Origin of the sequence: Lactobacillus sp. ESL0233 (assembly GCF_003692995.1) — a bacterium.
Lineage (GTDB): Bacteria > Bacillota > Bacilli > Lactobacillales > Lactobacillaceae > Lactobacillus > Lactobacillus bombicola.
Genome location: NZ_REHH01000007.1, coordinates 540,559 through 564,541, shown reverse-complemented (window position 1 = coordinate 564,541; position 23,983 = coordinate 540,559). Strand labels below are relative to the sequence as shown.

At 34.6% G+C, this 23,983-nt stretch carries 19 protein-coding genes; 13 read left to right on the top strand and 6 right to left on the bottom strand.

Annotated elements, in window-relative coordinates; all coding sequences use genetic code 11:
* Window positions 1–24 precede the first annotated feature (24 nt).
* From F5ESL0233_RS05880 to fba, 3 genes are all read left to right on the top strand, one after another.
* Entirely contained in the window at window positions 25–666 is a 642-nt protein-coding gene (locus F5ESL0233_RS05880; RefSeq protein ID WP_090092939.1) for a L,D-transpeptidase, read from the top strand.
* 250 nt (window positions 667–916) lie between these two features.
* Window positions 917–2,602, top strand: a complete 1,686-nt coding sequence (argS, locus tag F5ESL0233_RS05875) for an arginine--tRNA ligase (protein WP_122059222.1) — start codon at window positions 917–919, stop codon at window positions 2,600–2,602.
* Window positions 2,603–2,707: 105 nt separating this feature from the next.
* A complete protein-coding gene (fba, locus tag F5ESL0233_RS05870) occupies window positions 2,708–3,622 on the top strand; it encodes a class II fructose-1,6-bisphosphate aldolase (RefSeq protein ID WP_118896372.1) in 915 nt (304 codons plus the stop codon).
* 163 nt (window positions 3,623–3,785) lie between these two features.
* Here fba and F5ESL0233_RS05865 read toward each other — a convergent pair whose 3' ends face one another.
* Entirely contained in the window at window positions 3,786–4,706 is a 921-nt protein-coding gene (locus tag F5ESL0233_RS05865) for a LysR family transcriptional regulator (protein WP_122059220.1), read from the bottom strand.
* A 118-nt stretch (window positions 4,707–4,824) separates the two neighbouring features.
* Between F5ESL0233_RS05865 and F5ESL0233_RS05860 the strand changes: the two genes are divergently transcribed.
* On the top strand, window positions 4,825–6,630 hold the full coding sequence (locus F5ESL0233_RS05860) for an FAD-binding protein (protein ID WP_122059219.1): 1,806 nt from the start codon (window positions 4,825–4,827) through the stop codon (window positions 6,628–6,630).
* 96 nt (window positions 6,631–6,726) lie between these two features.
* On the opposite strand, the gene F5ESL0233_RS05855 is transcribed toward F5ESL0233_RS05860, so the two are convergent.
* Complete coding sequence (locus F5ESL0233_RS05855) at window positions 6,727–7,296, bottom strand: histidine phosphatase family protein (protein WP_370448343.1); 570 nt, start codon at window positions 7,294–7,296, stop codon at window positions 6,727–6,729.
* Between the two features lie 145 nt (window positions 7,297–7,441).
* Between F5ESL0233_RS05855 and F5ESL0233_RS05850 the strand changes: the two genes are divergently transcribed.
* On the top strand, window positions 7,442–8,305 hold the full coding sequence (locus F5ESL0233_RS05850; RefSeq protein ID WP_199692578.1) for an aldo/keto reductase: 864 nt from the start codon (window positions 7,442–7,444) through the stop codon (window positions 8,303–8,305).
* A gap of 261 nt (window positions 8,306–8,566) precedes the next feature.
* Window positions 8,567–10,393 (top strand): FAD-binding protein, encoded by a 1,827-nt coding sequence (locus tag F5ESL0233_RS05845; RefSeq protein WP_122059214.1) that lies wholly within the window; start codon window positions 8,567–8,569, stop codon window positions 10,391–10,393.
* A gap of 241 nt (window positions 10,394–10,634) precedes the next feature.
* Here F5ESL0233_RS05845 and F5ESL0233_RS05840 read toward each other — a convergent pair whose 3' ends face one another.
* The gene (locus F5ESL0233_RS05840; RefSeq protein WP_122059213.1) at window positions 10,635–12,005 is read right to left on the bottom strand and encodes a serine hydrolase; all 1,371 of its coding nucleotides are present in this window, start codon (window positions 12,003–12,005) and stop codon (window positions 10,635–10,637) included.
* A 164-nt stretch (window positions 12,006–12,169) separates the two neighbouring features.
* On the opposite strand from F5ESL0233_RS05840, the gene F5ESL0233_RS05835 reads away from it, so the two are divergent.
* A complete protein-coding gene (locus tag F5ESL0233_RS05835; protein WP_090092929.1) occupies window positions 12,170–13,936 on the top strand; it encodes an oligopeptide ABC transporter substrate-binding protein in 1,767 nt (588 codons plus the stop codon).
* An 11-nt stretch (window positions 13,937–13,947) separates the two neighbouring features.
* On the top strand, window positions 13,948–14,862 hold the full coding sequence (locus F5ESL0233_RS05830) for a proline-specific peptidase family protein (protein ID WP_122059211.1): 915 nt from the start codon (window positions 13,948–13,950) through the stop codon (window positions 14,860–14,862).
* 62 nt (window positions 14,863–14,924) lie between these two features.
* Here the strand turns inward: F5ESL0233_RS05830 and F5ESL0233_RS05825 are convergent, their stop codons facing one another.
* Both F5ESL0233_RS05825 and F5ESL0233_RS05820 read right to left on the bottom strand, forming a co-directional pair.
* Entirely contained in the window at window positions 14,925–15,746 is an 822-nt protein-coding gene (locus F5ESL0233_RS05825) for an SDR family oxidoreductase (RefSeq protein WP_122059209.1), read from the bottom strand.
* 13 nt (window positions 15,747–15,759) lie between these two features.
* A complete protein-coding gene (locus F5ESL0233_RS05820) occupies window positions 15,760–16,371 on the bottom strand; it encodes an NAD(P)H-binding protein (RefSeq protein WP_122059208.1) in 612 nt (203 codons plus the stop codon).
* Window positions 16,372–16,460: 89 nt separating this feature from the next.
* Between F5ESL0233_RS05820 and F5ESL0233_RS05815 the strand changes: the two genes are divergently transcribed.
* Complete coding sequence (locus F5ESL0233_RS05815; protein WP_090092923.1) at window positions 16,461–16,871, top strand: MerR family transcriptional regulator; 411 nt, start codon at window positions 16,461–16,463, stop codon at window positions 16,869–16,871.
* A 32-nt stretch (window positions 16,872–16,903) separates the two neighbouring features.
* Here the strand turns inward: F5ESL0233_RS05815 and F5ESL0233_RS05810 are convergent, their stop codons facing one another.
* Window positions 16,904–17,773: an RluA family pseudouridine synthase gene (locus F5ESL0233_RS05810; RefSeq protein WP_090092922.1), complete on the bottom strand. Its 870-nt coding sequence runs from the start codon at window positions 17,771–17,773 to the stop codon at window positions 16,904–16,906.
* A gap of 87 nt (window positions 17,774–17,860) precedes the next feature.
* Between F5ESL0233_RS05810 and F5ESL0233_RS05805 the strand changes: the two genes are divergently transcribed.
* From F5ESL0233_RS05805 to F5ESL0233_RS05790, 4 genes are read left to right on the top strand one after another with little or no spacing between them, the layout of a single operon-like run.
* On the top strand, window positions 17,861–19,918 hold the full coding sequence (locus F5ESL0233_RS05805) for a PBP1A family penicillin-binding protein (RefSeq protein WP_122059206.1): 2,058 nt from the start codon (window positions 17,861–17,863) through the stop codon (window positions 19,916–19,918).
* 15 nt (window positions 19,919–19,933) lie between these two features.
* Window positions 19,934–20,284, top strand: coding sequence for a YlbF family regulator (locus F5ESL0233_RS05800; protein ID WP_090092919.1), 351 nt, complete (start codon window positions 19,934–19,936; stop codon window positions 20,282–20,284).
* Window positions 20,285–20,292: 8 nt separating this feature from the next.
* Entirely contained in the window at window positions 20,293–21,504 is a 1,212-nt protein-coding gene (locus F5ESL0233_RS05795; protein WP_122059205.1) for a DNA repair exonuclease, read from the top strand.
* A complete protein-coding gene (locus tag F5ESL0233_RS05790) occupies window positions 21,491–23,983 on the top strand; it encodes an AAA family ATPase (protein WP_122059203.1) in 2,493 nt (830 codons plus the stop codon). The genes F5ESL0233_RS05795 and F5ESL0233_RS05790 overlap by 14 nt, the downstream gene beginning before the upstream one ends.

The following is a 23,983-nucleotide window of genomic DNA, read 5'->3' as shown; positions in this document are numbered from 1 at the left end:
ATAATTAGTAGAGGTTTACGCAGAATGAAAAATAATATTTTAAAACCGCTTACAATTTGTTTGATTATATTAATTGGTATTATCAGTTTAGCGCGAATTTCTATGCCACCTACTGCAAATGAAGTAAATCAAAGACATCAAACAATAATTAAAAAAAAGACAGCCGCTTCTTATCGCCCCTATAAAGACCCTGAAGATTTGCGTCGGCCCTATAATTGGCGTAAGTCAAGTGAAATGAAGCGATATCCTAATATTAAGCGATTAGAAAATGATTTAACAATTAGAGTTTCGCTTAAGGGCAATCGAGTATATATTTTGCGAGATGGTCAGCGAGTATATACAATGTTGGCAAGTAGTGGTATTTATAAAAATGGCAAATCGCTAACTCCTACTGGTAATTTTAAGATTAACTATAATCGTGGCACCTCATTTTATAACCCTGAATTAAATGAAGGAGCCAATAATTGGACTAGCTGGGATGAAAAAGATGAGTATCTTTTTCATTCCGTACCGACAAAAAGTAATGGTCGATATAATATAACAGAAGCAAGAAAATTGGGAATTAAGGCAGGTTCTCATGGTTGCATTCGCTTAAGTGTTTCTGATTCAAATTGGTTAATGAAAAATATTCCTTATGGTACGAAAGTAATTATCAAAAATAATTAAAAGTATTGGCTTAGATAAATTTTCCTGCTATAATCACTTTGAAGCTGTTAGAAGTAGTAAGCATCTAATCTATTTAGCGAGTTCGCGTTGGTGTAAGACGAACTAGATTAGTGTATGAAGGCGTGTCTAACTGATAAAACAAAAAAGTTAAAGCGGATACTTTGTATCAATTAGAGTGGTACCGCGGGTAAAATCTCGTCTCTTCCTTTGTAAAGAAGGAAGAGATTTTTTTATTATTTTGGAGGTAAAAATGGATTTTAAAAGTAAGGTAGTTGACCTAGTTGCAAGTCAAGTCGATTTACCAAAAGAGAAAATTAATCAATTAATTGAAAGACCGAAAAATGAAAAAATGGGTGACTATGCTTTTCCAGCTTTTGCCTTAGCTAAAATAGTACACAAAAATCCAGTTGAAATTGCCACATCAATTGCTGCAAATCTCAAGAGTGCAGACTTTTCAACTATTCAAGCAGTTGGCCCCTATGTCAATTTTGCAATTAATCACGAAAAATTAATTACACAAACTTTGCAGGAAGTCTTGGCGCAAAAAGAGCACTACGGTGATCAAAAATTAGGTGAAGGTAATGTACCTATTGACATGTCTAGCCCTAATATTGCCAAGCCAATGTCAATGGGTCATTTGCGGTCAACTGTGATCGGTAATTCAATTGCTGAAACTTTAAAAAAGGTTGGTTATAATCCAATTAAAATTAATCACTTAGGTGATTATGGTACTCAATTTGGTAAATTGATTTCGGCATATAAACACTGGGGTGTCGAAGAAGACGTTAAAAAAGATCCGATTATGAGTCTGTTTAAATACTATGTTAAATTTCATGAAGAAGCGGAAAAGAATCCAGAACTTGATGATGAGGGCAGATCATGGTTTAAAAAACTTGAGGCAGGAGATCAAGAAGCAGTTGAACTATGGCAATGGTTCCGTGAAGTTTCTTTGGCTGATTTTAAACGGATATATCAAGAATTAGGTGTAACCTTTGATTCATATAAAGGGGAAGCATTTTTCAATAATAAAATGCAACCAGTAATTGATGAATTGAAGCAAAAGAAACTTTTGCATGAGTCTCAAGGTGCCCAAGTTGTTGATATGGGTAAAGATGAAAATCCAGCCATGATTGTTAAATCTGATGGTACTAGTATTTACTTAACACGTGATTTAGCTGCTGCAATATACCGAATGAATACTTATCATTTTGTAAAGATGATTTATGTAGTTGGTAATGAACAATCACATCACTTTGTAGAATTAAAGACTGTTTTGAAAAAGATGGGTTATGACTGGGCAGATGAGATATACCATGTGCCGTTTGGTTTAATTACTCAGAATGGCAAGAAATTATCTACAAGAAAAGGTAACGTAATTTTTCTTGATCAAGTATTACAGGATGCTGTTAGCTTGGCTGGTAAACAAATTGAACAAAAAAATCCCGACTTAGCACATAAAGAACAGGTTGCTCATGATGTTGGTGTTGGCGCAGTTGTCTTTCATGATTTAAAAAATGAGCGGACAGAAAATTTTGACTTTGATTTAGAAGAAGTTGTCCGTTTTGAAGGGGATACTGGTCCATATGTTCAATATACAAATGCTCGTGCCCAAAGTGTTTTGCGCAAAGCAGCAAAATTAGGGAAAAAGCCAAATCTGAACAATATTGCTCTTAATGATGATTGGTCTTTTGCCGTAGCAAAAGCTTTAGCTGATTTTCCAAGAATAATTGCCCGTAGTTGTGACAAATTTGAGCCATCAGTCATTGCTAAATATTCGTTAGATTTAGCCAAAAAATTCAATAAATACTATGCCAATGTAAAAATATTAACTGATGATCAGCAAATTAGTGCCCGTCTAGCTCTAGTTCAGGCAACATCAATTGTTTTAACAGAAGCACTTAGATTATTAGGTGTCAATGCTCCTAAAGAAATGTAAAACTAATCATTTTTAAAAAATAACGCTTACATTGATTAAAAGCTTGTTCAACAATTAATTATTACGGTACAATGAAACTGTAAGTTTTATAGGAGGAAATTATCAATGGCATATTTAGATAATGGTAACCAAATTTTTAAAGATGCGCGTAAGAACCACTATGCAGTTGGTGCATACAACACTAACAACTTAGAATGGACACGTGCAATTTTACAAGCGGCTGAAGAAACTAGAACTCCAGTATTAATTCAAGTTTCAATGGGTGCAGCTAAGTATATGGGTGGCTACAAGATAGCTAAGGATATTGTTGAAGATTCAATTGACGCAATGGGAATCTCTGTACCAGTCGTTTTGAACTTGGATCACGGTGACTTTGAAGCAGCTAAAGAATGTATTGCTCTTGGCTATTCATCTGTTATGTTTGATGGTCATGCTTTACCAACTGAAGAAAACTTAGCCAAGACTAAGGAAATTGTTAAATTAGCACATGAACGTGGAATTTCGGTTGAAGCCGAAATTGGTAAAATTGGTGAAAACCAAGGCTCAGAAGGTGGAGAACTTGCCTCTGTTGAAGACGCCAAGGCCTTTGTAGCTGCTGGTGTTGACAAGCTTGCTTGTGGTATCGGTAACATTCACGGTGTTTACCCAAGTGATTGGAAGGGATTAAACTTTGATCGGTTAAAGGAAATTGCTGATGCAGTTTCAGTTCCTCTTGTATTACACGGTGGTTCAGGTATTCCTGAAGAACAAGTTAAGAAGGCTATTTCACTTGGTATTTCAAAGGTTAACATCAACACTGAATTCCAATTAGCCTTCCAAGAAGCAACTCGTAAGTACTTTGAAGCTCATAAGGATGAAGACAAGGCTAACAAGGGTTATGACCCACGTAAACTTCTTCTTCCTGGTACTGAAGCAATCACTAACTCAATGAAGGAAATGATTACTTGGCTTGGTACTCCATCAATCGATGATCAAATCAAGTCTGTTGCTTTTGATAAGAGTTCATTAAACTTAGAATAATTGCTATTTAGTTTATAAAATATATAAAAAGGCTAACTCGATTAAGGAGTTGGCCTTTTTTATCTAATGGTGTAAATATTAGTACAAAAATTTCATCATATTTTTCTTCAGAATTAATACCTTTTCAGATATCCTTGCGTTAAATAGTTATTTAAAATTAACATCAATATACAAGAATATTTGATATGAATAATTTCTTCAATATGTTTTTAACGTAGGTTATTTCAAGTGATAGACTTTTGTTAGTTTTAGCGGTAGTAATAGAAAAGTCAATTTTAACTTTATCAGAAGGTAATTTAATGTAGTTAATATTGCTGTAGCAAGTATTTTGAACAGCTTCTAAACAAGTTGACATATTGCCAAGTCCTTTTCCAGCAAGCTTGAGAGCAGTGATGGAATCTCGAACATGAATTTTAGGGTAAAAACTAATTCCCATTTCATAAAAATAATTATCAACAATTTCTTGATAGCCTTGCTGACTATCAACTACAATAAAATTTTCGTGATTAAGTTGTTGCAGTTCTTGTGGACTTACTTGAATTTCTTTTTTATGAGGGTGATATAAATGGGAGTTTTTGCTTAAAACCAAGACCTGTTTATCGGTATATATTTGTTCACATTCAGTATTAGGAAGATGAATAATATTGCCAACAAATAAATCTAGTTGATAGTCCTTAAATGCTTTTTTTGCTTCTATCGTGCCTATTTCAATAGTTTTGGTGTTTAAAGCAGGAAATTTTTTTAATAATTTAGGTAGTATTGTTAAGTTGAAGTTTTGACCTAAAGGAGGGGTAATACCCATTCGTAAAGTAGAAAAATGCTTATTTTGGAATTGGTGAACTTCTACTTCAAATTGTCTTTCTAATTGTAAACTTTTACGCAAGTGTCTAATTAAAAGATGACCAGCAGGAGTTATTTGTATTGGATATGAATTTCTATCAATTAAAATAACATTATATTTTTGTTCATATTTTTTTATAACGCGACTAATGTATGGCTGTGTCAAATATAGCTTTTGTGCGGCTTCAGAAATAGAATTACTAGTTTCAATGGTTTCTAAAAACAGTAGTAATCGATTATTCATATTTAGCGCCTATTCCTATTTAGTAATATTAATTTTAATAACTAAGCATTTAACATACATTAAATTATAGTGTTAAATGAAAATGTAGGCAAGATTAATTAATAAATGGAGAAATTTTATGATTAATACAAAAAAAGTTAAATGGGATGCAACTTATGATGTCGTTGTATTAGGTTTTGGTGGTGCTGGTGCTGTTGCCGCCAGATTTGCTGCAGATAATGGTGCAAAGGTTCTTTTAGTAGATAGTGCGCCAGAAGGACATGAGGGTGGTAACACACGTTATTCAGCTCAATTAATTGGTACAGGAAGCGATTTTGCTAGTACTAAAAAATATTACCAAAATTTAACGGCACCAATGTCTCTTGACGAAGATATGATTGATACTTTTGTTAAGGGAATGATTGATATGCCTAATTTTGTTGCTAAATACTTAGAAACAAAACCATGCAGTGCAAAAGAATATGCACCTGAACTAAGTGTCTCTTATCGAGAATACCCCGAATTAAAGGGCTCTGAATCATATGACTACACAACTGTTCGTAAAAGCTATTTTGATGCATCTTTGTGGCAAGTTTTAAAAGATCAAGTAATTAAACGTCAAGATCAAATCGACGTTTTGTATAATACACCTGCTGAAAAGTTAGTCCAGGATAACGAAAGCCATCAAATTACTGGTGTTGCTATCAAGCGTAATGGGAAGTTACTTTGTGTCAGAGCAAAAAATGGTGTTGTTCTGGCTACTGGTGGTTTCGAAAATAATCAACAAATGGTAGAAGATTACTTAGGGGCTAAAAATCTAGCACCATTGGGTACACTTTATAATAAGGGTGACGGTATTCGTATGTCACAAGAAGTTGGGGCTGATTTTTGGCATATGAATAATTTCGAAGCACTTGGATTACTTCATGGTATGGCTTTTGCAGTGCCAAAAGGTGAGCGTGCTCGTTTACTCCTTGGTCAGCAAAATAAAGTTGTTTCAACAGGAAGTGTATTAGTTGTTGGTGATGACGGTACACGATATTTCAATGAAGCTGAAGAAAATAGACATGGACATATTAAAAACCATGGTCAATGGAAAGTGCCATTAAATCAAGAACATCCGTATCTTATTTTTGATGAAACAAAAAAGAAAGAACTTGATGCTGATGAAATTATTGGTGAATACAAGATATATACTCAAAATGTGGTTTCTGCAGATTCAATAGAGCAATTAGCTGAAAAAATTGATGTTGATCCTGAAATTCTTAGCGATACGCTAAAACGATTTAATCAATCAGCGAAAGAACAAAATGATCCAGAATTTCGACGTGATCCGACAACGATTTGTGCACTAACTGGTAAAAAGATTTATGCTGTTGGTTTGGAACAAACAGTGCTTAATACTCAAGGTGGACCAAGAAGAAACACTAAAGCTGAAGTTTTAGATACAGAAGGGAAACCAATTCCTCACTTGTATTCAGCAGGTGAATTAGGAGGACTATGCGCAAATCAATATCAAGGTGGAGGCAACCTAGCTGAGTGTTTGATTTGGGGTAAAATTGCTGGTGAAGAAGCTGCTCAAAGAAAAGAAGGAGACGCTTCTGTGGATATTGCTACTGGTACTTCAGAACATGAGGTATGTCTAACTTCAGATCTCAAACAAGAAGATTATCCGACCACTAAGAATCAATACATAGGTAGATCTAGTCGAGGGATGGGTGACGAAATAGTTGTTCGTGTAACAGTGGATGAAGAGAAAAATTTAAAAAATATTGAAGTTTTAAAGCAGGCAGAATCTGATGACTATGGCTTAAAGGCCATTAAGACGATGCCAGCTGAGATGATAAGGCAAAATAAAGTAGATGTTGATACAGTATCAGGAGCATCGAGTTCAAGTCGTGGATTAAAAGATGCAGTCAATGATGCTTTAAATAAGATAAAATAGCCTAACGACCATCAATGAGGAACTTTATTGAAATGGATGTTAAATAATAAGTGAAACAGCACTAAGCTATCTTATAGCTTAGTGCTGTTTTTATAATTAACAATCCGGATTAAATATTTCTTGGAAGTGAAAAACCCCATTACTAAAATTATATTTAAGAACGGAACAATTTTTGATCCGATCTTTACGTTCAAAGGAATTATATGCAGCCCATTTTTTATAAAAATTCGCAATCGCCGCGCCGTGAGAAACGATTAGAATATGTTTTTTGGTAGAAGTTGTGACAATAGTTGTAATAGCTTGATTGATGCGCTCGGTTAATTGTTTTTGTGATTCACCACCAAATTGTACGAAAAAGTCATTATATGGCAGCGGTGGGTTAAGGTGTTCACCTTCCCCCTCATAAGTACCAAAGTTCCATTCACGTAAATCTTTGTGCACTTTAAATGGCAAATTAGTAATTAGTTTCAATGTATCAACTGCTCTTTCAGAAGTAGAACAGTGGGCTTCATCTAGTGGTATATTTAGTTTTTCAAAATATTTTTTTTTAGTAGCCTGGGCCTGTTTAATACCAAGTTCTGTTAGTGGAGAGTCACAAAATCCTTGAATTTTATGCTGAACATTAAACAAGGTTTGACCATGGCGGACTAAATAAATTGATTTCATAATTAATACCTCTTTTATTTAAGTTTAAACTTTATTGTAGCGAAAGAATAGCAAAATAAGCAATGTTCTTTAACATTAAAGTGATTAATTTTACTTGACTTAAAGTTGAATTGAAGGGTTAAACTAAGATAATGGAGGTAAAATTATGATATTAAATGAAAACTTAACTTTAAATAATGGTGTTAAAATTCCTAAGCTAGCTTTAGGAACTTGGCAAATATCTAATCAACAAGTTACAGATGTAGTTAAAATGGCACTTCAAATGGGTTATCGTCACATTGATACGGCTCAGGCTTATGGTAATGAAGCTGGAGTTGGGAAAGGTGTCAAAAATTCTGGAATTAAGCGTGAAGAAATTTTTGTTAATTCTAAAGTAGCAGCCGAAATTAAAAATTATGCTGAGGCCAAAAAATCAATTGATGATACTTTACTAAAGCTGGATTTAGATTATCTTGATATGATGATTATCCATAATCCTCAACCATGGGTAGAAGTTAATCAATCAACGGATCGTCATTATCAAGGAAATCTTGAAACTTGGGGAGCTTTAGAAGATGCTGTTAAAGTTGGAAAACTTCGGGCAATTGGTGTTTCTAGTTTTGAGGCAAAAGATTTACAAAACTTAATTGATAACAGTGACACTAAACCGATGGTAAACCAAATTTTGTGTCATATTGGAGCAACGCCAAAAGATTTAATTGATTTTTCGCAAAATAATGGCATAATAGTTGAGTCTTTTTCTCCAGTTGCTCATGGAGCGGCTTTAAATAATCCTATAATTGTAAAGATGGCGCAAAAATATCATGTTTCGGTTGCACAATTATGCATTAGATATGATTGGCAGCTTGATACAGTAGTATTGCCAAAAGCTACGCAGTTAGAACACATTAAGCAAAATACCGAAATTGATTTTACAATTACTGATGAGGATATGGAATCCCTAGCGCAACTTAGCGGATTAGATTATGGGTCAGCTAGTCATTTTCCAGTCTTTGGTGGCAAGCTGTAAGAACATGAAATATTTCTAGTGTTACGTTACATATTTATATAACAAGTTTAACTTAGTCACATATTCATTAAAATGGATATGCGACTATTTTTTGTTCCAAATAGTTGAGTGATTATTACAATAAATTTTTTTATTAGGGCGCAAATAATCTAAAATTAAAGCTTTTTTATTATAGCAATTTAAATAATTAAGTACTTCACATACTTCATATTATATTGTTTAATGAAAGCGTAAACAATATATTGAAAAGGAGTTTAAATAATGGCTAATAATGAAAAATTTCAATGGGATGCAATCTATGATGTGGCAGTTTTGGGTTTTGGTGGTGCTGGTGCTACTGCTGCCAGATTTGCTGCCGATCAAGGAGCAAAAGTATTACTAGTTGACAGTGCGCCTGAAGGTCATGAAGGAGGAAATACCCGTTACTCAGGTCAAATGGTTGGGGCTGGAACTGACTATGAGAGGCTGAAAAATTACCACCAACATTTGGCTGCTCCATTAAAACCAGATCATGAAGCTTTTACAGCTTTGATTGAGGGAATGGCTAATATGGGGGACTACTTTAGAAAGTATTTAGATGTTGAGCCCGTTAGTATGAAGAAGTTATTAGCGGGCATGCCTTCGACGGCTTATGTAACTGAATATCCTGAATTGCCCGATGCAGATTCATACGATGATTATTTGGTTCACGAAGGAGTTGATGATGCAGCTTTATGGAAAATTTTGCGTCAAAAAGTTTTAGAGCGGTCAGAAAAAATTGATATTTGGTATGCTTCACCTGCTAAACACTTAATTCAAGATGGGATAACTAAGACAGTTATCGGTGTGCAAATTGAACGTGATCATGTTTTACGTAATATCAAGGTTAAGAATGGTGTTGTTCTTGCTACAGGGGGCTTTGAAAATAACAAAGAAATGATTCAAACATTCTTGCAAGCACCTTATTTGTCACCAATTGGCAGTTTATATAACAAGGGTGATGGCATTAAAATGCTTGAGGAAGTTAATGCGCAACTCTGGAATATGCGTTCTTTCGAATCTTTAGGACAATTTCATGGTTTATCATTACGGCAAAAAGAGGGCTTACGGTCGACATATGCACTCAATGTCTTTTGGCAAGAAAGTTTTATGGGTAGTGTAATTGTAGTGGGTGATGATGGCACACGTTATTTCAATGAAGCAGAAATGAACCGTCATGGTCATATTTATAACCATGGTGATTGGGCAGTTCCGTTAAATCAGAATCGACCATATATGATTTTTGATCAACGAAAGTATGACGAACTTAAAAATGAACCAGAAAATAGTTTTAAGGTACCTGGTTACTTGGAAAAAGCGATTAAAGCAGATACGCTGGCTGAACTAGCAGAAAAAATTGGTAAAAGACAAGAAAAGTTGCAAATGACAGTTACTGAGTTTAATTTCATGGCTCAACAAGGTAAAGATTATGCCTTTCATCGTGATCCGAAAACTTTACGAACATTTAGTGCTGAGGGACCTTATTACGCGATTGCTTTAAGACAAAATATGCTTAATACTCAAGGTGGCGGTCGCCGTAATGGCCATGCTCAAGTCTTAAATCCAGATGGTCAGCCAATCCCACATTTATATGAAGCAGGTGAGTTAGGTGCTCCGTTTGTTAATAAGTACACAACAGGTGGCAATGTTGCCGATTGTTTAATTTCAGGTAAAATTGCAGGTGAAAATGCGGCCACTATTAAACAAGACCTACCTCTATCTGGCGGCTTAAATTTGAATGAGGAAGTTATAAATAATGATTTTAATTCTACAAGTGATGAGGATAAACAACAATATTCAGTTGGCAAAAATCAATACTTGGGCTTCAGTAATCAAGGCATGGGCGATGGTGTAGTAGTTCGTACAACTGTTGATAATGAAGGAAAGATAAAGAACGTTGAAATACTAAAACAAACAGAAAGTGATGACTATGGTTTAAAGGCTGTAAAGGAATTGCCAAAGAAAATGATTGCAGAAAATACTTATGATGTTGATGCCATTTCTGGTGCTTCTCAAACTAGTCGTGCAATCAAAGAGGCTGTAAAAGATTCACTATCTAAAATCAAATAGTTGTTATTTCAAATATGATTAATTAAAGTCTATATTAATACACATAATGTTAACTCTCTGATTTAAATTTAAAGTCAGAGAGTTTTTATTTTGATAGCAACTTAAATTCTAAATAATATTTTTAAAATAAGTAAAATCATATTGATTACAAACAAAAATAGACAAGATCAAATTAAAAAGACTAGCTCTAATCAAATATTAGAAGTTAGTCCCTAAAAGTACTTAATAATCTCTTTTAAATTTAAACTTGTTTTTTAAAAATTGTCGGCTTATTTAATGCTGGCTCAGTCATAAGTAAAATTTTATTTGCTTTAAATTGAATTGGTAATAGTTCATGCTGGTATAGTCTTTCTTCAACAAACATTTCAGCGCGATCATTAACAATGACCGGATAATTCCATTTGCCGATTTTAACTACTAAGTAACCATTATCATCACTAACTGTCAGTAGTCCATAACCGCGGTGATAATAGTCACCACAATATGCTTGAATGGTATTAAATCGGTGGGATGCATTTCCTTTTAGCTTGGCTAAGTGAGATTCATGCGTAGTGACTTTAGTTGCCATAATTTTACTTACTTTATCTGCCCAATCGGTATCATTTATACCCATTACTTCGTCAATTGTTTGATAGGCCAATGCAAAAATAGCATCAGTTGAGTCCAAATTGGTTGTAAACACAAAGGCTAAGTCAAAATCAGGAACAAAGCCTAAGAATGAACAATATCCAATATAAGAACCACTGTGATAGAAATACTTGTGTCCCCGATAATCTTCCATCATCATGCCTAGACCGTAGGCAGCAAAGTTAGCCCCACCATAATTGCGACTAGGGGCCATGATTGACTGTGGTAAGTATCGTTGCGCCGTAATCTCAGTTGAAGTGGTTTTTTGAGTTTTCAATTGAAATTCAGCCCAAGTGAGTAAATCTGCAATTGTGGCTAACATGCTGCTAGCGCCACCAACTTTACCTGGTGCAATAAAAGGTACTTCTTGAGTAAGATTATTATCGCGAATAAAGGGTTTTACAATTCGTGCTCGAGGTGCTTCATGATGATTAATAAAAGTATTATTCAGTCGTAGTGGTTTAAGCAAATTTTCCCGTTCATAAGCACCATAATCTTGTCCAATTGCCTGTTCCATTGCATAAGTAGCTACGGCATAAATTAAATTACTATATTGCATTTTGTATCGTAATTCATGATTGGGTTCTAAGTAGCCCACATGTTCAGCTTTTTCCTTTAAAGAAAGGTCATTTTTATTCATATTGGTAAAACGCATCAGATCATGAGCAGGGAGGCCACTTTGATGACTGAGAGCGTCTCTAAAGGTTAAATGATTTTCGGCCTGTTTATCAATTAATTTGAAATCAGTCCAGTATTTCTTTAATGGATCATCTAGGTTGATTTTTCCCTGATCAGCTAATTGGCAGATTGCGGTTGCTAGAAATGTTTTTGAAATAGATGCTAGTGGATACAAACTATTTTGTTCGGCTGCACCGTAAACTTGACTATAGCGATCATTGGCATGATAAATTCCAATTCCCAGACTGGGTAAGTTAAATTTAGAAATCATTGTTTCTGCTAAGTGATTAATTTTGCTATTATCCATTTTTACTCCTTTATATAGATGCTTATAAGCAAATCGTTAACTAATATTTTACTCCTTAATAAAAAATAATTAAATATTTTTAATTAAATAATGAATTAAATATATTAATATGATATATTTATTATAATAATTAAACAAAATTTAAATGGAAGTGAAAAATTACAATGAAAAGAGAAAATATATTAGCTTCTTTAGGTATTTTAAGCATGGCTGCCATGACTTTAGCCGGTTGTGGTAAGAATAATGCTACTAAAAATGAAACCAAAACAGTTGCTAAATTTCCCGTGGAAACACCTATAAAAACACCAAAGCAAGGAGGAGTAGTTAAGATTGCAGTAGAAACAGATACCCCTTTTTCTGGTATCTTCTCTAATGAATTATCTTCTGAAGATGTGGATGCACAAGTTGGGGCACCAGGGCAAGAGACCTTATTTGATAGTGATGATCATTACAAAATAAATGATAAGGGTCCAGCAACCTTAAAATTAAATTTAAAAAATAACACAGCTACTATTAATATAAAAAAGGGAGTTAAATGGTCTGATGGTAAACAAGTAGTAGCTAAAGATTATGAATATGCATATGAAATTTTAGCTAACAAAGAGACAATGTGCCCAAGATATACTAACCAATTTGAAATCTTAAAGGGTCTAAAAGAATATCATGAAGGCAAGGCAAAAAATATTTCTGGAATTGAAATGCCTGATGGTGAAAATGGTCGAAAAATTGTACTGCACTTCTCGCATTTAAGTCCAACTATGTATAATGCCGGTAACCGATATTTGTGGTCATCAGTTGAGCCGTATCATTATTTAAAGAATATTCCATTTTCTAAATTAAAATCATCTGATCAAATTCGAAAAAATCCATTATTCTTTGGCGCGTTTAAATTGGCTAAATTAGTTCGTGGTCAATCAGCTACTTGGGTACCCAATGAACATTATTGGCGTGGAAAGCCAAAATTAGACAAAATCGTAATTTCAGTTGTCTCACCGAATTCTGCGACTCAAGCAATTAAAAGTCACAAATTTGATGTAATTCAAGTTATTAATACTCAATGGGATCAAGTTAAAAATACAAAAGATGTTAATTTTGTGGCACAAATACCTTTAAGCTATCGTTATTTAGGATTTAAGGTTGGTAAATGGGATAATAAGTTAAATAGGAATGTCGAAAATCCAAATGCTAAAATGAACAATAAGGCGTTAAGACAAGCGATTGGCTATGCAATGAATGTTGATGAAGTTAATAAACATTACACCAGTTCATTATCCTTTAGAGTAACTACATTAATTCCTTCTAAGTTTGGTGACTTTTTTGATAAGGATGCAAAAGGTTTTCCTTATAGTTTGAAAAAAGCAAATGATATTTTAGATAAAGCTGGTTTTAAGAAAAAGGGCAAGTGGCGTACTCAACCTAATGGCAAACCATTGACCATAAAAATAGCAGCAATGAGTGGGGATGCTACGCAAGAACCAATTACGCAAAATTATATTCAGCAGTGGAAGAAAATTGGGTTGAATGTCCAATTAGCAACTGGTCGTTTAATTGAGCATAATTCATTCTATGACAAACTTCAGCATGATGATAAAGGAATTGATATGTATATTGGAGGCTGGTCGATGCCATCGGAACCGTCGCCACAGTCATACTATAGTGAGTCAGCACCATTTAATATGGGCCGTTTTGTAACGGCAAAGAATACTAAATTGCTTGAGGACATGAATTCACAAAAAGCCTTTAACCATAAGTATCGGGTGCAAAAGTTTCATGAATGGCAAAGATATATGAATGAAGAAGCGTATTATATTCCAATTTACAATTCATATCAGATTACAGCAGTCAATAATCAAATAACTGGGTACTCCTTTAAACCATCCAAAAATAATAGTGGTCAACCACTATGGTATAACGTAAGTTATGTGAAATAAAGGAGCTATTGATGAGAACAGGAAGCAAAATTATTACACTTGATAATGGCTATCATTTATGGACAAGTACGCAAGGCGAGGGGAACATTCATCTTTTAGCTTTACACGGTGGACCTGGTGGAAATCATGAATATTGGGAAGATGCAGCTGATCAATTGGCTAAACAAGATCTAAAAGTACAAGTAACAATGTATGATCAACTAGGCTCGCTATACTCTGATCAACCAGATTATGAAGATCCCAAAATTGCTGAAAAATATCTAACTTATGAATATTTTCTTGATGAAGTTGATGAGGTTAGAGCAAAGCTAGGGTTAGATAATTTCTATTTAATCGGTCAAAGTTGGGGTGGCTTACTAGCGCAAGAGTACGCTGTTAAATACGGACAACATCTGAAGGGAACGATTATTTCATCAATGGTTGACGATACCGACGACTATATTGCATCAATTAATCGGCGCCGCCAGCAAATTTTTCCACAAAGTGAAATTGATTTCATGCGTGAATGTGAAGCAAATAATGATTATCAAAACCAGCGTTATCAAGAAGATGTACAAATTTTGAATATTAACTTTCTTGATCGGCGGCAACCGTGCAAGCTATATCATCTTAAGCGGATAGGCGGCTTGCCTGTTTATCATGCCTTTCAAGGCGATAATGAGTTTGTAGTAACCGGCAAATTAAAAGAATGGCATTTTAGAAAATATTTAAAACAAATAACTATGCCTACTTTGCTAACTTTTGGTGAAGAGGATACGATGCCATTAGAAACAGCTAAAATTATGCAGCAAGAAATACCTAATTCTCGCTTAGTGACAACCCCTAATGCTGGTCATCACCATATGGTTGATAATCCTGAAGTATATTACAAGCATCTTGCCGATTTTATTCGTGAAGTAGAAGATGGGACTTTTCAAGGTGACTAAGTTAGTTTAAAAAAGAGTGTTTCATAATAGTCGATTTGTTATGAAACACTCTTTTGTTGTAGTTATTTTTGACCGTAAAAATAGTTAGCAGTGGCACCACCATCAATTAAAAATGTTGCTCCAGTAATAAAAGCACCTTGTGGACTCATTAATAGTTGAGCTACATTAGCAACTTCATCAGCAGTTCCCGGTCGACCAGCAGGTGATTGGGCAAACATTTTTTTATAAAAATCACCGCGCGGTCCATTAAATTCATCTAAGGCCAGCGGCGTTACAATAATTCCGGGGGCAATTGCATTAAGTCGCGCTCCTCGTTGGGACCAATTAATGGCTTCAGCCATTACCCGCTTTTCATTGCAACGTTTGGCAAGTTGATAGGCCTTGAGAGTATCTGTAATTTTTTCCGGTTGCAGAAAATCTAAAGCTAATAAATTTTCAGTTGGAGTCATGGCCAAGGCTTTGTCTTGTGTAGGAGTTAGGGCTGGCATGTGATGCCCTGATTGACTAGAAATGATTACCCCCACACCATTATAAGTAATCACTTTACCAACTTCTTCAAGTAAAACTGCGGTACCATATAAGTCAACTTGCAAGATATCTTCAATACTGGCTTGACTAGGTGATAAGCCGGCATCGTTAACCAAGGCTGCAATTTCACCAAAAGTTTGAGCAAAAGCGATTGTCTTGCGTATTGAAGTTCGTGAAGCTAAGTCCATTGTGGTTGGTTTGGCATCAAAACCAGCTTCTAATAACGTTTGAGCAATTTTTTGGGCATGGTTAAAATTTTTGTCACCTACAACAATTGTATACTCAGCACCTAAGCGCCGCGCGATGGCCTGACTGATTTGGCCGGCACCAATGACTAACATTACTTGTTTTTTTATTTTATTTATCTCCTTAATTAATCCGATTAATTCCTAAACTCTTCCTTCTACCTAAATTAGGATCATGAACTAGTCTTAATACCAAATCAGCAATGCTTAAGCGGGAAACATCATGTCCACCAAAAGGTTCTCCCTTTTGTGTGAGCTGGTAAGCAGTATCATTTCCGTTATCAAACCAGCCGGGACGAATAATAGTGTAATTAAGGCTGGAACTTTCAATTATGTCAGCTGCTTTGCGGTAGGGCGTTAAAATTGGGTTAGTTATTAAATTGCCTTTTGGGTCAATAGCCGCAGGAATTTCATTATAAATCCCCATTGATGTAATAAAAATCAACCGATTCAAATGGAAAAGTGGCATTTGTTTAACTAAGATTTGTGCGATTTGTTCAATTGCACCACTGACTGCCACAAAAACAACGTCTTGGTTTTTTAGTGCCGCTTGTAATTGTGTTTGATTGAGCGCATCACCAGTAATTATTTGTTCTCTTGTAGGATCAAGACTTACCTGTAAATTTTGGGTATGTCGTGCCATCAAAGTTAGCGTATCATTAGAATGTTGCAAAAAATATTGCCGAGTAACTTGACCAATCGATCCACTGGCACCAATTATTAATACTTTCATCAAAATTGAATTCCTTTCTAATTTGATTTAAAATCATTTTAGCTCCTTATAGTAGCTTGAATGCAATACTTTTTTTATGAAGAGGTGAAACAATGACTTATTCAGTTCAAGAAGTAGCACACAAAATGGGATTAACTCCTTATACAATAAGATATTATGATGATAATGGCTTGATTCCTTTTGTTAAACGGGACCAAAATAATAATCGCTTATTTGATGATGTGGATATAGAGTGGCTACAAATTGTTGTTTGTCTTCGTGAAACTGGGATGCCCTTAAAAAACATCCGGCATTATTTAGAGTTAGTGCAAGAAGGTGAACAAACAGTCTCTGAACGGTACCAGATTATGCTTAGGCAGCAGCAAGATACTCTTGCCGAAATTTCAGAGTTAAAAAAACATTTAGCAACAATTAACCGCAAAGTAAATCATTATGCTGAAATAATGCAAAAAAACCAGCCTGATTCCTATGAGCCGTCAAATATTGCTGTAAAAAGTAAGTAAAAAAAGTTGGGTCAATAATTGATCCAACTCTTTTAGTTATTAATTAAATTAATTTTGCTAAAAGGCAAAGTAACCTTAATTTGCTCAAAAGAAAATGGCTTAGTCAAAGATACTTGGTAAGCTGTTAGCTGAAGTGACTCACTACCGGTAAATTCTGAATTGTAAAGTGGATCACCAATGATTGGGCTGCCTAGTGCAGCTAGATGAACGCGAATTTGATGCGTTCGACCAGTTTCTAGCTTTAGTTTGACTAAAGCCGAATTGTTAGCGTAACGCTGCAAAACTTGATAATTAGTTATAGAGGTTAAACCATCATTGCGAATCTTACGTTTACGTTGGTCGAGTGGGTCGTGACCAATTGGTAAATTAATTGTCCCAGCATTGTGTAAATTTTGGGCATGATCAACAATCGCTAAATATTCTCGGTGGAAAATTTTTTGAGCTAATTCTCTATTTAGGATGGGGACAACGGCTGGATTTTTAGCTATTAGTAGTAAGCCATTGGTCAGCATATCTAAACGGTGTACAATAAAGGGCGTGTTCTTTAAATAAGTTGTACAATCGTTTAACGCCGTATCTGTTTCGTGTAAATTGGGATGAGTCTTTTGTCCCGTGGGCTTATTTATTATTAACAGATCATGGTCTTCATAAACTACATCTGGCAAACGCCCACTCGGTGGATATACTCCTTGCAGGGAATCAACATGATCAAGTTGCAATTCTATTTTTTCATTTGGCAAAACAAGTTGATTAAAATAGCGATAATGGCCATTAATTAATATTTTTTGTTCTGTTCGTAAAAAATGACGCCATTTTCGAGGTATTAACAAATAGCGTAACAGATTGCTTATTGAGCAAGGGGCAAGATTGGGCGGATAGGTAAGTGTAAAATAATAGCTCATAAATATTTATTAAATCTTCTTTTTAAATATAAATAATAGTTTTGGATATGATACAATTTCAATTGTTTCTAAAAGGAGCATTGTCTAATGGAAAATAATGAACCAAAAAAAAGGGGACTAAAAGCCCTCTGGCACCGATTTGATAATCGATTTTTTATCGGGCGCTGGTTAATTTTAATCGTGCTTAGCTTAACTCTTTTGGTTTGTGCTTATTATACCGTTAAGGTTAAAACTTCAAATATTTCTAACTTAAAGGCCTCTTTGTCGACCACTACTGCCATTTATGATTATAAAAATCAAAAGGCAGGGTCGCTTTATTCTCAAAAAGGCACCTTTGTTGAATATAATAAAATTTCGGCAAATGTCAAGAACGCAGTCATTTCTACTGAGGATAGAACTTTTTGGAAAAACCCTGGTTTCAGTATTAAAGGCATGGCTAGAGCTGCCTTAGGACTGATCGCCCATCGTGGACAAATTGCTGGTGGTGGTTCAACGATCACGCAGCAACTAGCTAAAAATGCGCTTTTAACGCAAAAGCAGACTTTTTCACGGAAAATCGAAGAACTTTTTTTTGCTGTGGAAATTAACCATGTCTATTCAAAAAAAGATATTTTAACGATGTATCTTAATAAAGCATATTTTGGTAATGGTGTTTGGGGGGTGCAGGATGCTAGTCAAAAATATTTTGGTAAAAATGCAAGTCAACTAACACCAGGAGAAGGAGCAACTCTTGCAGGCATTTTGAGAAATCCTAGTCAGTATAATCCAATTGATCATATGTCATATTCGCTTGCGCGCCGCAATGTTGTTTTAGATTTAATGGTGCAAAATAACAAACTTACTGCTCAGCAAGCTAAAGTTGAGCAGAGTCAAGGTTTGAATTTGCGCGACACCTACCATAATCAAGATGGTTATCGTTATCCCTATTTCTTTGATGCAGTTGTAAATGAAGCAATCAGTCGCTATGGGTTGAAAGAAGAAGATGTGATGAATAAAGGCTTAAAGATATATACCTCTTTAAATCAAAATTATCAAAAGCAACTTCAAGCAAAATTTGCTCAAGCTTGGCTTTTTCCACCTAATGCAGCTGACGGCACTAAAACACAAGCAGCCAGTGTGGTAATGGATCCTACTTCAGGTGCTGTTAGAGCCGTAATTGGTGGGCGAAATGAGCATGTCTTTCGCGGCTATAATCGTGCCACGCAAATGAAAAGACAGCCAGGATCATCAATTAAGCCAATCGTTACTTATGCTCCAGCATTACAACAAGACTATCATTATGACTCCTTGTTATCCAACAAATTACAACGTTTTGGGCGTAATGGTTATCAACCACATAATGTTGATAATGGCTATTCTGATAAAATTCCCATGTTTGTCGCCTTGGCTCAAAGTAAAAATGTGCCAGCTGTTTGGTTACTTGATCGAATTGGCGTGGCTAAAGGTGTTCAGTCCGCAAATAATTTTGGTATAAAAATACCAAAGGAAGATCAAAATTTAGCGCTAGCTTTAGGAGGATTGTCAACTGGAGTTTCACCAGTCCAAATGGCCCGGGCCTACTCGGCTTTTGCCAATAAAGGTAATTTCCCTGACAGCTCATTTTTTATTACTAAGATTACTGATGCCAGTGGTAATGTAATTGCAGAAAATCACAATCACGGGCATCATCGTATAATTTCAGAAAATACGGCTAAAGAAATGACGACGATGCTTTTAGGTGTATTTGCTAATGGTACTGGTGCATCAGCGCAACCTGCTGGTTACCGGGTAGCGGGTAAAACTGGTTCGACAGAGGTTCCTAATTCTTATGGTTTTGGGACTAAGGATCAGTGGATTGTTGGATATACGCCTGATGTTGTTGTTGCTACTTGGGTTGGGTTTGATCGAACAGATAAAAAGCATTTTATGCGTGGCGTTTCTGAAACTGGAATAACTCGCCTTTATAAAGCAGAAATGGAAGGAATTTTACCATATACTGCACAAAATCAGTTTATTGAAAAGGCACCCAGTCAAATTATTAAAAATAATGGTGCTAATTCAGATTGGACTAATGGCTTTAGTAATAAAATTGAAAAAACCATTGGATCGGCAAGTCAAAAACTTAATGAATGGTATAATGATGTCAAAGGTCTTTTCGACCACTAACTTAGGAGGATTACTATGATAAATATTTATGATTCAGCTAATCAATTGGCTAGTGATTTACAACAAATCGATGAATTTAAAGCTTTAGAAAAGGCAATTGCTGAAGTCAAGAGTGATGAGGAAAGCTTATCCTTATTTAAGCAAATGGATAAGTTGCAAAGTGAAATTATTAGCACTCAATCTCAAGGCAAAGAGCTATCACCAGAATTACAAGAAAATTATCAAAAATTGAATGAACAAGTGCAAAAAAACTCACAAATTTTAAAATTGTTACAAGTTGAACAAGGTTTATATAAAACAGTGGATGATGTTCAAAAAGTAATTACTAAGCCGATTAATGATCTTTACGAAGGTCTTAGAAATTAGTAGTAATGATGAAATTTATTCATTTAGCAGATGCGCATTTAGATAGTCCATTTTTAGGACTATCTTTTTTACCATCTAACAGTTTTACCCAAATTCACCAAGCTCCTAATGAGTCGCTAACCCAAATTGTTAATGTAGCAATAAAAGAAAAAGTGGACCTTGTACTAATTGCTGGTGATACATTTGATAGTCCCCGCCCTAATCCAAGTAGCCAATTACTTTTTGCAAGTGAAGTTGAACGCTTAACTAAAGCAAAGATTCAAGTTGTAATGATTTTTGGTAATCATGACCATATGCAAAAAACCGACTTGCTAGTTCCTGATAGTCCTTATTTTAAGTTACTCGGTAATAGCGAAAAAATTGAAACTATCAATCGACAAACTGACAGCGGCTTTAAATACAGCGTTACGGGCTTTTCGTATCTTAATAACCATATTACAATTGATAAAGTGGCAGCCTTTCCGGCAAAGAATGCCAATTATAACTTTGGCATTATGCACGCACAAGAAAAATCAGGAAAAAGTAACCAAAATGTATATGCACCTTTTAATTTAACTGAATTAAAGGAGCTAAATTATGACTATTTTGCTTTAGGTCATATTCATTTACGGCAAATATTATCTGAGAAGCCATTGATTGCTTATTCGGGTAATATTCAAGGGCGCCATATTAATGAAAAAGGCGCAAAGGGATGTTATTTTGGCGAAATAGACGAACGCACAAAAGAAACAAAAATTAGCTTTTTGCAGACTAGTCCAATTATTTGGCAACAAGTCGATATTAAGTTAAATGCCCCAATTAGCCCAACTGATTTACAAAAGAAAATTTTAACAGTAACTAAAGCTAAGGCAACTACGTATTATAGCTTACAGCTTAATGGAGCAGAATTTTTAAATGAAAAAGAACGTGATTTAATTCAAGATAGCCAGTTTTGGCAAATGATTTCTAGTAAATTAGATTATAATTCACAATTAGTTGATGTCCGTTTCTCTTCCAATAGCCAGCTTGAAGTTGCAAGTAATGATTTAACCTACTTTAATCAGGCTAAAAAAGATGTTTTTGACAAAAATAACTTTTTAGCCTTTTGTAAAGACTGGGTTCAAAAGGATGAGTTTGCTAGTCAGCTCATTGAGGATGAAAATTTTTTACAGGAGGTTGTACAACTGACTGAAGTTGAATTGAATAATAAGCTGAAAGGAATTAGCGATGAAATTAGTTAAACTTAAAATTGTCAATTTTGGCCAATTTTCAAATTTTACAGTTGAATTACCAAATTCCCATCTCAATGCTTTTTATGGTGTCAACGAAGCAGGCAAAAGTACAATTGTTGCTTTTATTAAGCAAATTTTGTTTGGGTTTCATTTAGCCAAACATGCGAGTGACTTTTTTGAAGATTATAAGCCACTTGCACACGTAAGTCCGATGGGTGGCGCGCTCTTTTTTAAAGACGATCAACAAAATGATTATGAACTGGAACGCTTATATGTGAGTGGTAGGGGTTCAAAAATAGGTACGTTAATAGTCAAACGTAATAATCAAGTAGTACCAGAAAATATTTTTTTTGATCAAATAAAAAATATTGACGGTGATTTTTATGCTGATAGTTTTATCTTTAATCAAGATATGCTGGGTAAAATAGATAAAATTCAACAGTCCGATTTGTTAGAGCACATTTACTATTTAGGAGCAGCTAATAGTGACAAATTAATTGATTTGCGGAATGATTTTGCTAAAAAGGCAAGTAACTTATTTAAAAAGGCAGGAACTGTTCCACCACTTAATCGTCTACTCAAAGAGTTACAAGAAAAAAGAATCAACGTAAACAAAGCTGAAAATGAATTTATTATTTATCAAAATTTAGCTAAAGAATATACGAACTTACAAGAGAAACAAAATGCTTACGAGGAAGACCTCTTTGATTTGCAAAAAGAGTATAGTCAATTAGAACGCTTAGAAAATCTTATTCCTAGTTATAGAGAATTGCTGGAATTGAAGGATCAAGTTAAGCCCGTCAATTTTGATGAAAAAAAGTATCATGTAGCGCAAACTTTAGCTTTAAAAATTCAAAATTTACAAGAAAATAAAGAAAATTTACAGCAAAGAATAGATCAACTGGGAAAGGTAGCCGATATTGCGCCTGAATCTAAGCGTATACTACAAGAAAGGCCAGAATTATTACAATGGCAGTCTGAATATAAGAATTGCAAGCAAGAAGAGTATCGTTTACAAGAAGATCAACAAGAGTTATTAGCTATCAGTCCAGAATTGAATAAAATTGTTAATTTTAACCAAGCTGAAGTTATAAATTTACAAAGGGACTATCAAAAATTACCCAGTATTGATCAAGTAAGTGAAAAAGGGGAAGCGCAAAACCATAATTTTTTATTCTTAGGTATTTTTTTAATAATTTTAGGTTTAATTTTATTTGTTACTAACTCAAAAATATTTGGTGGGTTAATATTAATTACGGCAATTTTGCCGATTGGATGGCAGCAAAAGCAGCAACGAGAACAAAGGGTAGCAAAAGTCAATGAAGTACACAATGTAAATGCCATCAAACAGCAACATGAGGTTTTCTATCAAAAATATGGTTTAAGTAGTACTCAGCTAGATTTAACAGGATTACTGAGTGCTTGGCGGCAATTGCAATTACAAAAACAAAAAAAAGCAACTATTATACAGCAAGAGGCAGAATTATTAGGTAAAATGCAACATCTGGCGGATCAAATAAGTAAAAACTTAGGTGCACCAGTTGAATACAATTTTTCTGCTGTTAGCGAGGCATTGAATCAATTAGAAGAAAAGATAGCAAAAATTAATCATTACTCAGAAGTAAAAGCTGACTTGCAGTCTAATTTAATCGAAAATAATGAGTTACTGGCTAAAACTAACGCACTGCTACAAACTGAATTGACACAGGCGCAAGTTGAAAATATGACTGAATATGCTAACCAGCAAGTAAAAAATGAGCAACAAACTGCACTTAAAATAAAAATCGACCTTTTAAATAATAATCTTAATCCAAATATAGCAAAGTTAAAGGAATTGACGCAAAATGCACAAGTTTTTACGGACCAACTAACGACTTTAGCGCAAAAAATAGCTAAAGAGCAAAAGCAAATTAGTGCTAGCCAAAATAAGATTGCTGAAATTAAAGTAAAAATGGCTACTCTAGCTAGCTCAACAGCAGTTTTTTCGGCGCAACAAGAACTAGCCAACACACAAGCACAGTTTAAAAATTTATCAGCAGAATACTTATCAAATTTAAGTGCTGCTAAGTGGATTAGTCAGGCACTTAACCTTGCCTCTAATGAACGTTTTCCTAAAATGCTGATTACGGCTAAAGAATATTTGCAGCTATTAACTAATAATCGGTATAATGATATTCAAATTGAAAAAAAATTAGCAGTCAATCGCTATGATGGCAAAAAAATCAAAGTGCAGTATTTGTCACGCGGAACTTCAGAACAGCTTTATTTTGCTCTTAAGTTAGCATTTATTGAGCAAATCAAGGACCAAATTAATATGCCAATTTTAATTGATGATTCATTTGTAAATTTTGATGAGCAACGAACTGAGCAAATTACGCAGTTATTAAATAAAGTTGCACAAAGTAATCAAGTTTTGATTTTTACGGCGCAAGCTAATTTGGCTACTAAATTGCAACGACAACCATTAACTTTTACGAGAGGAAACTAA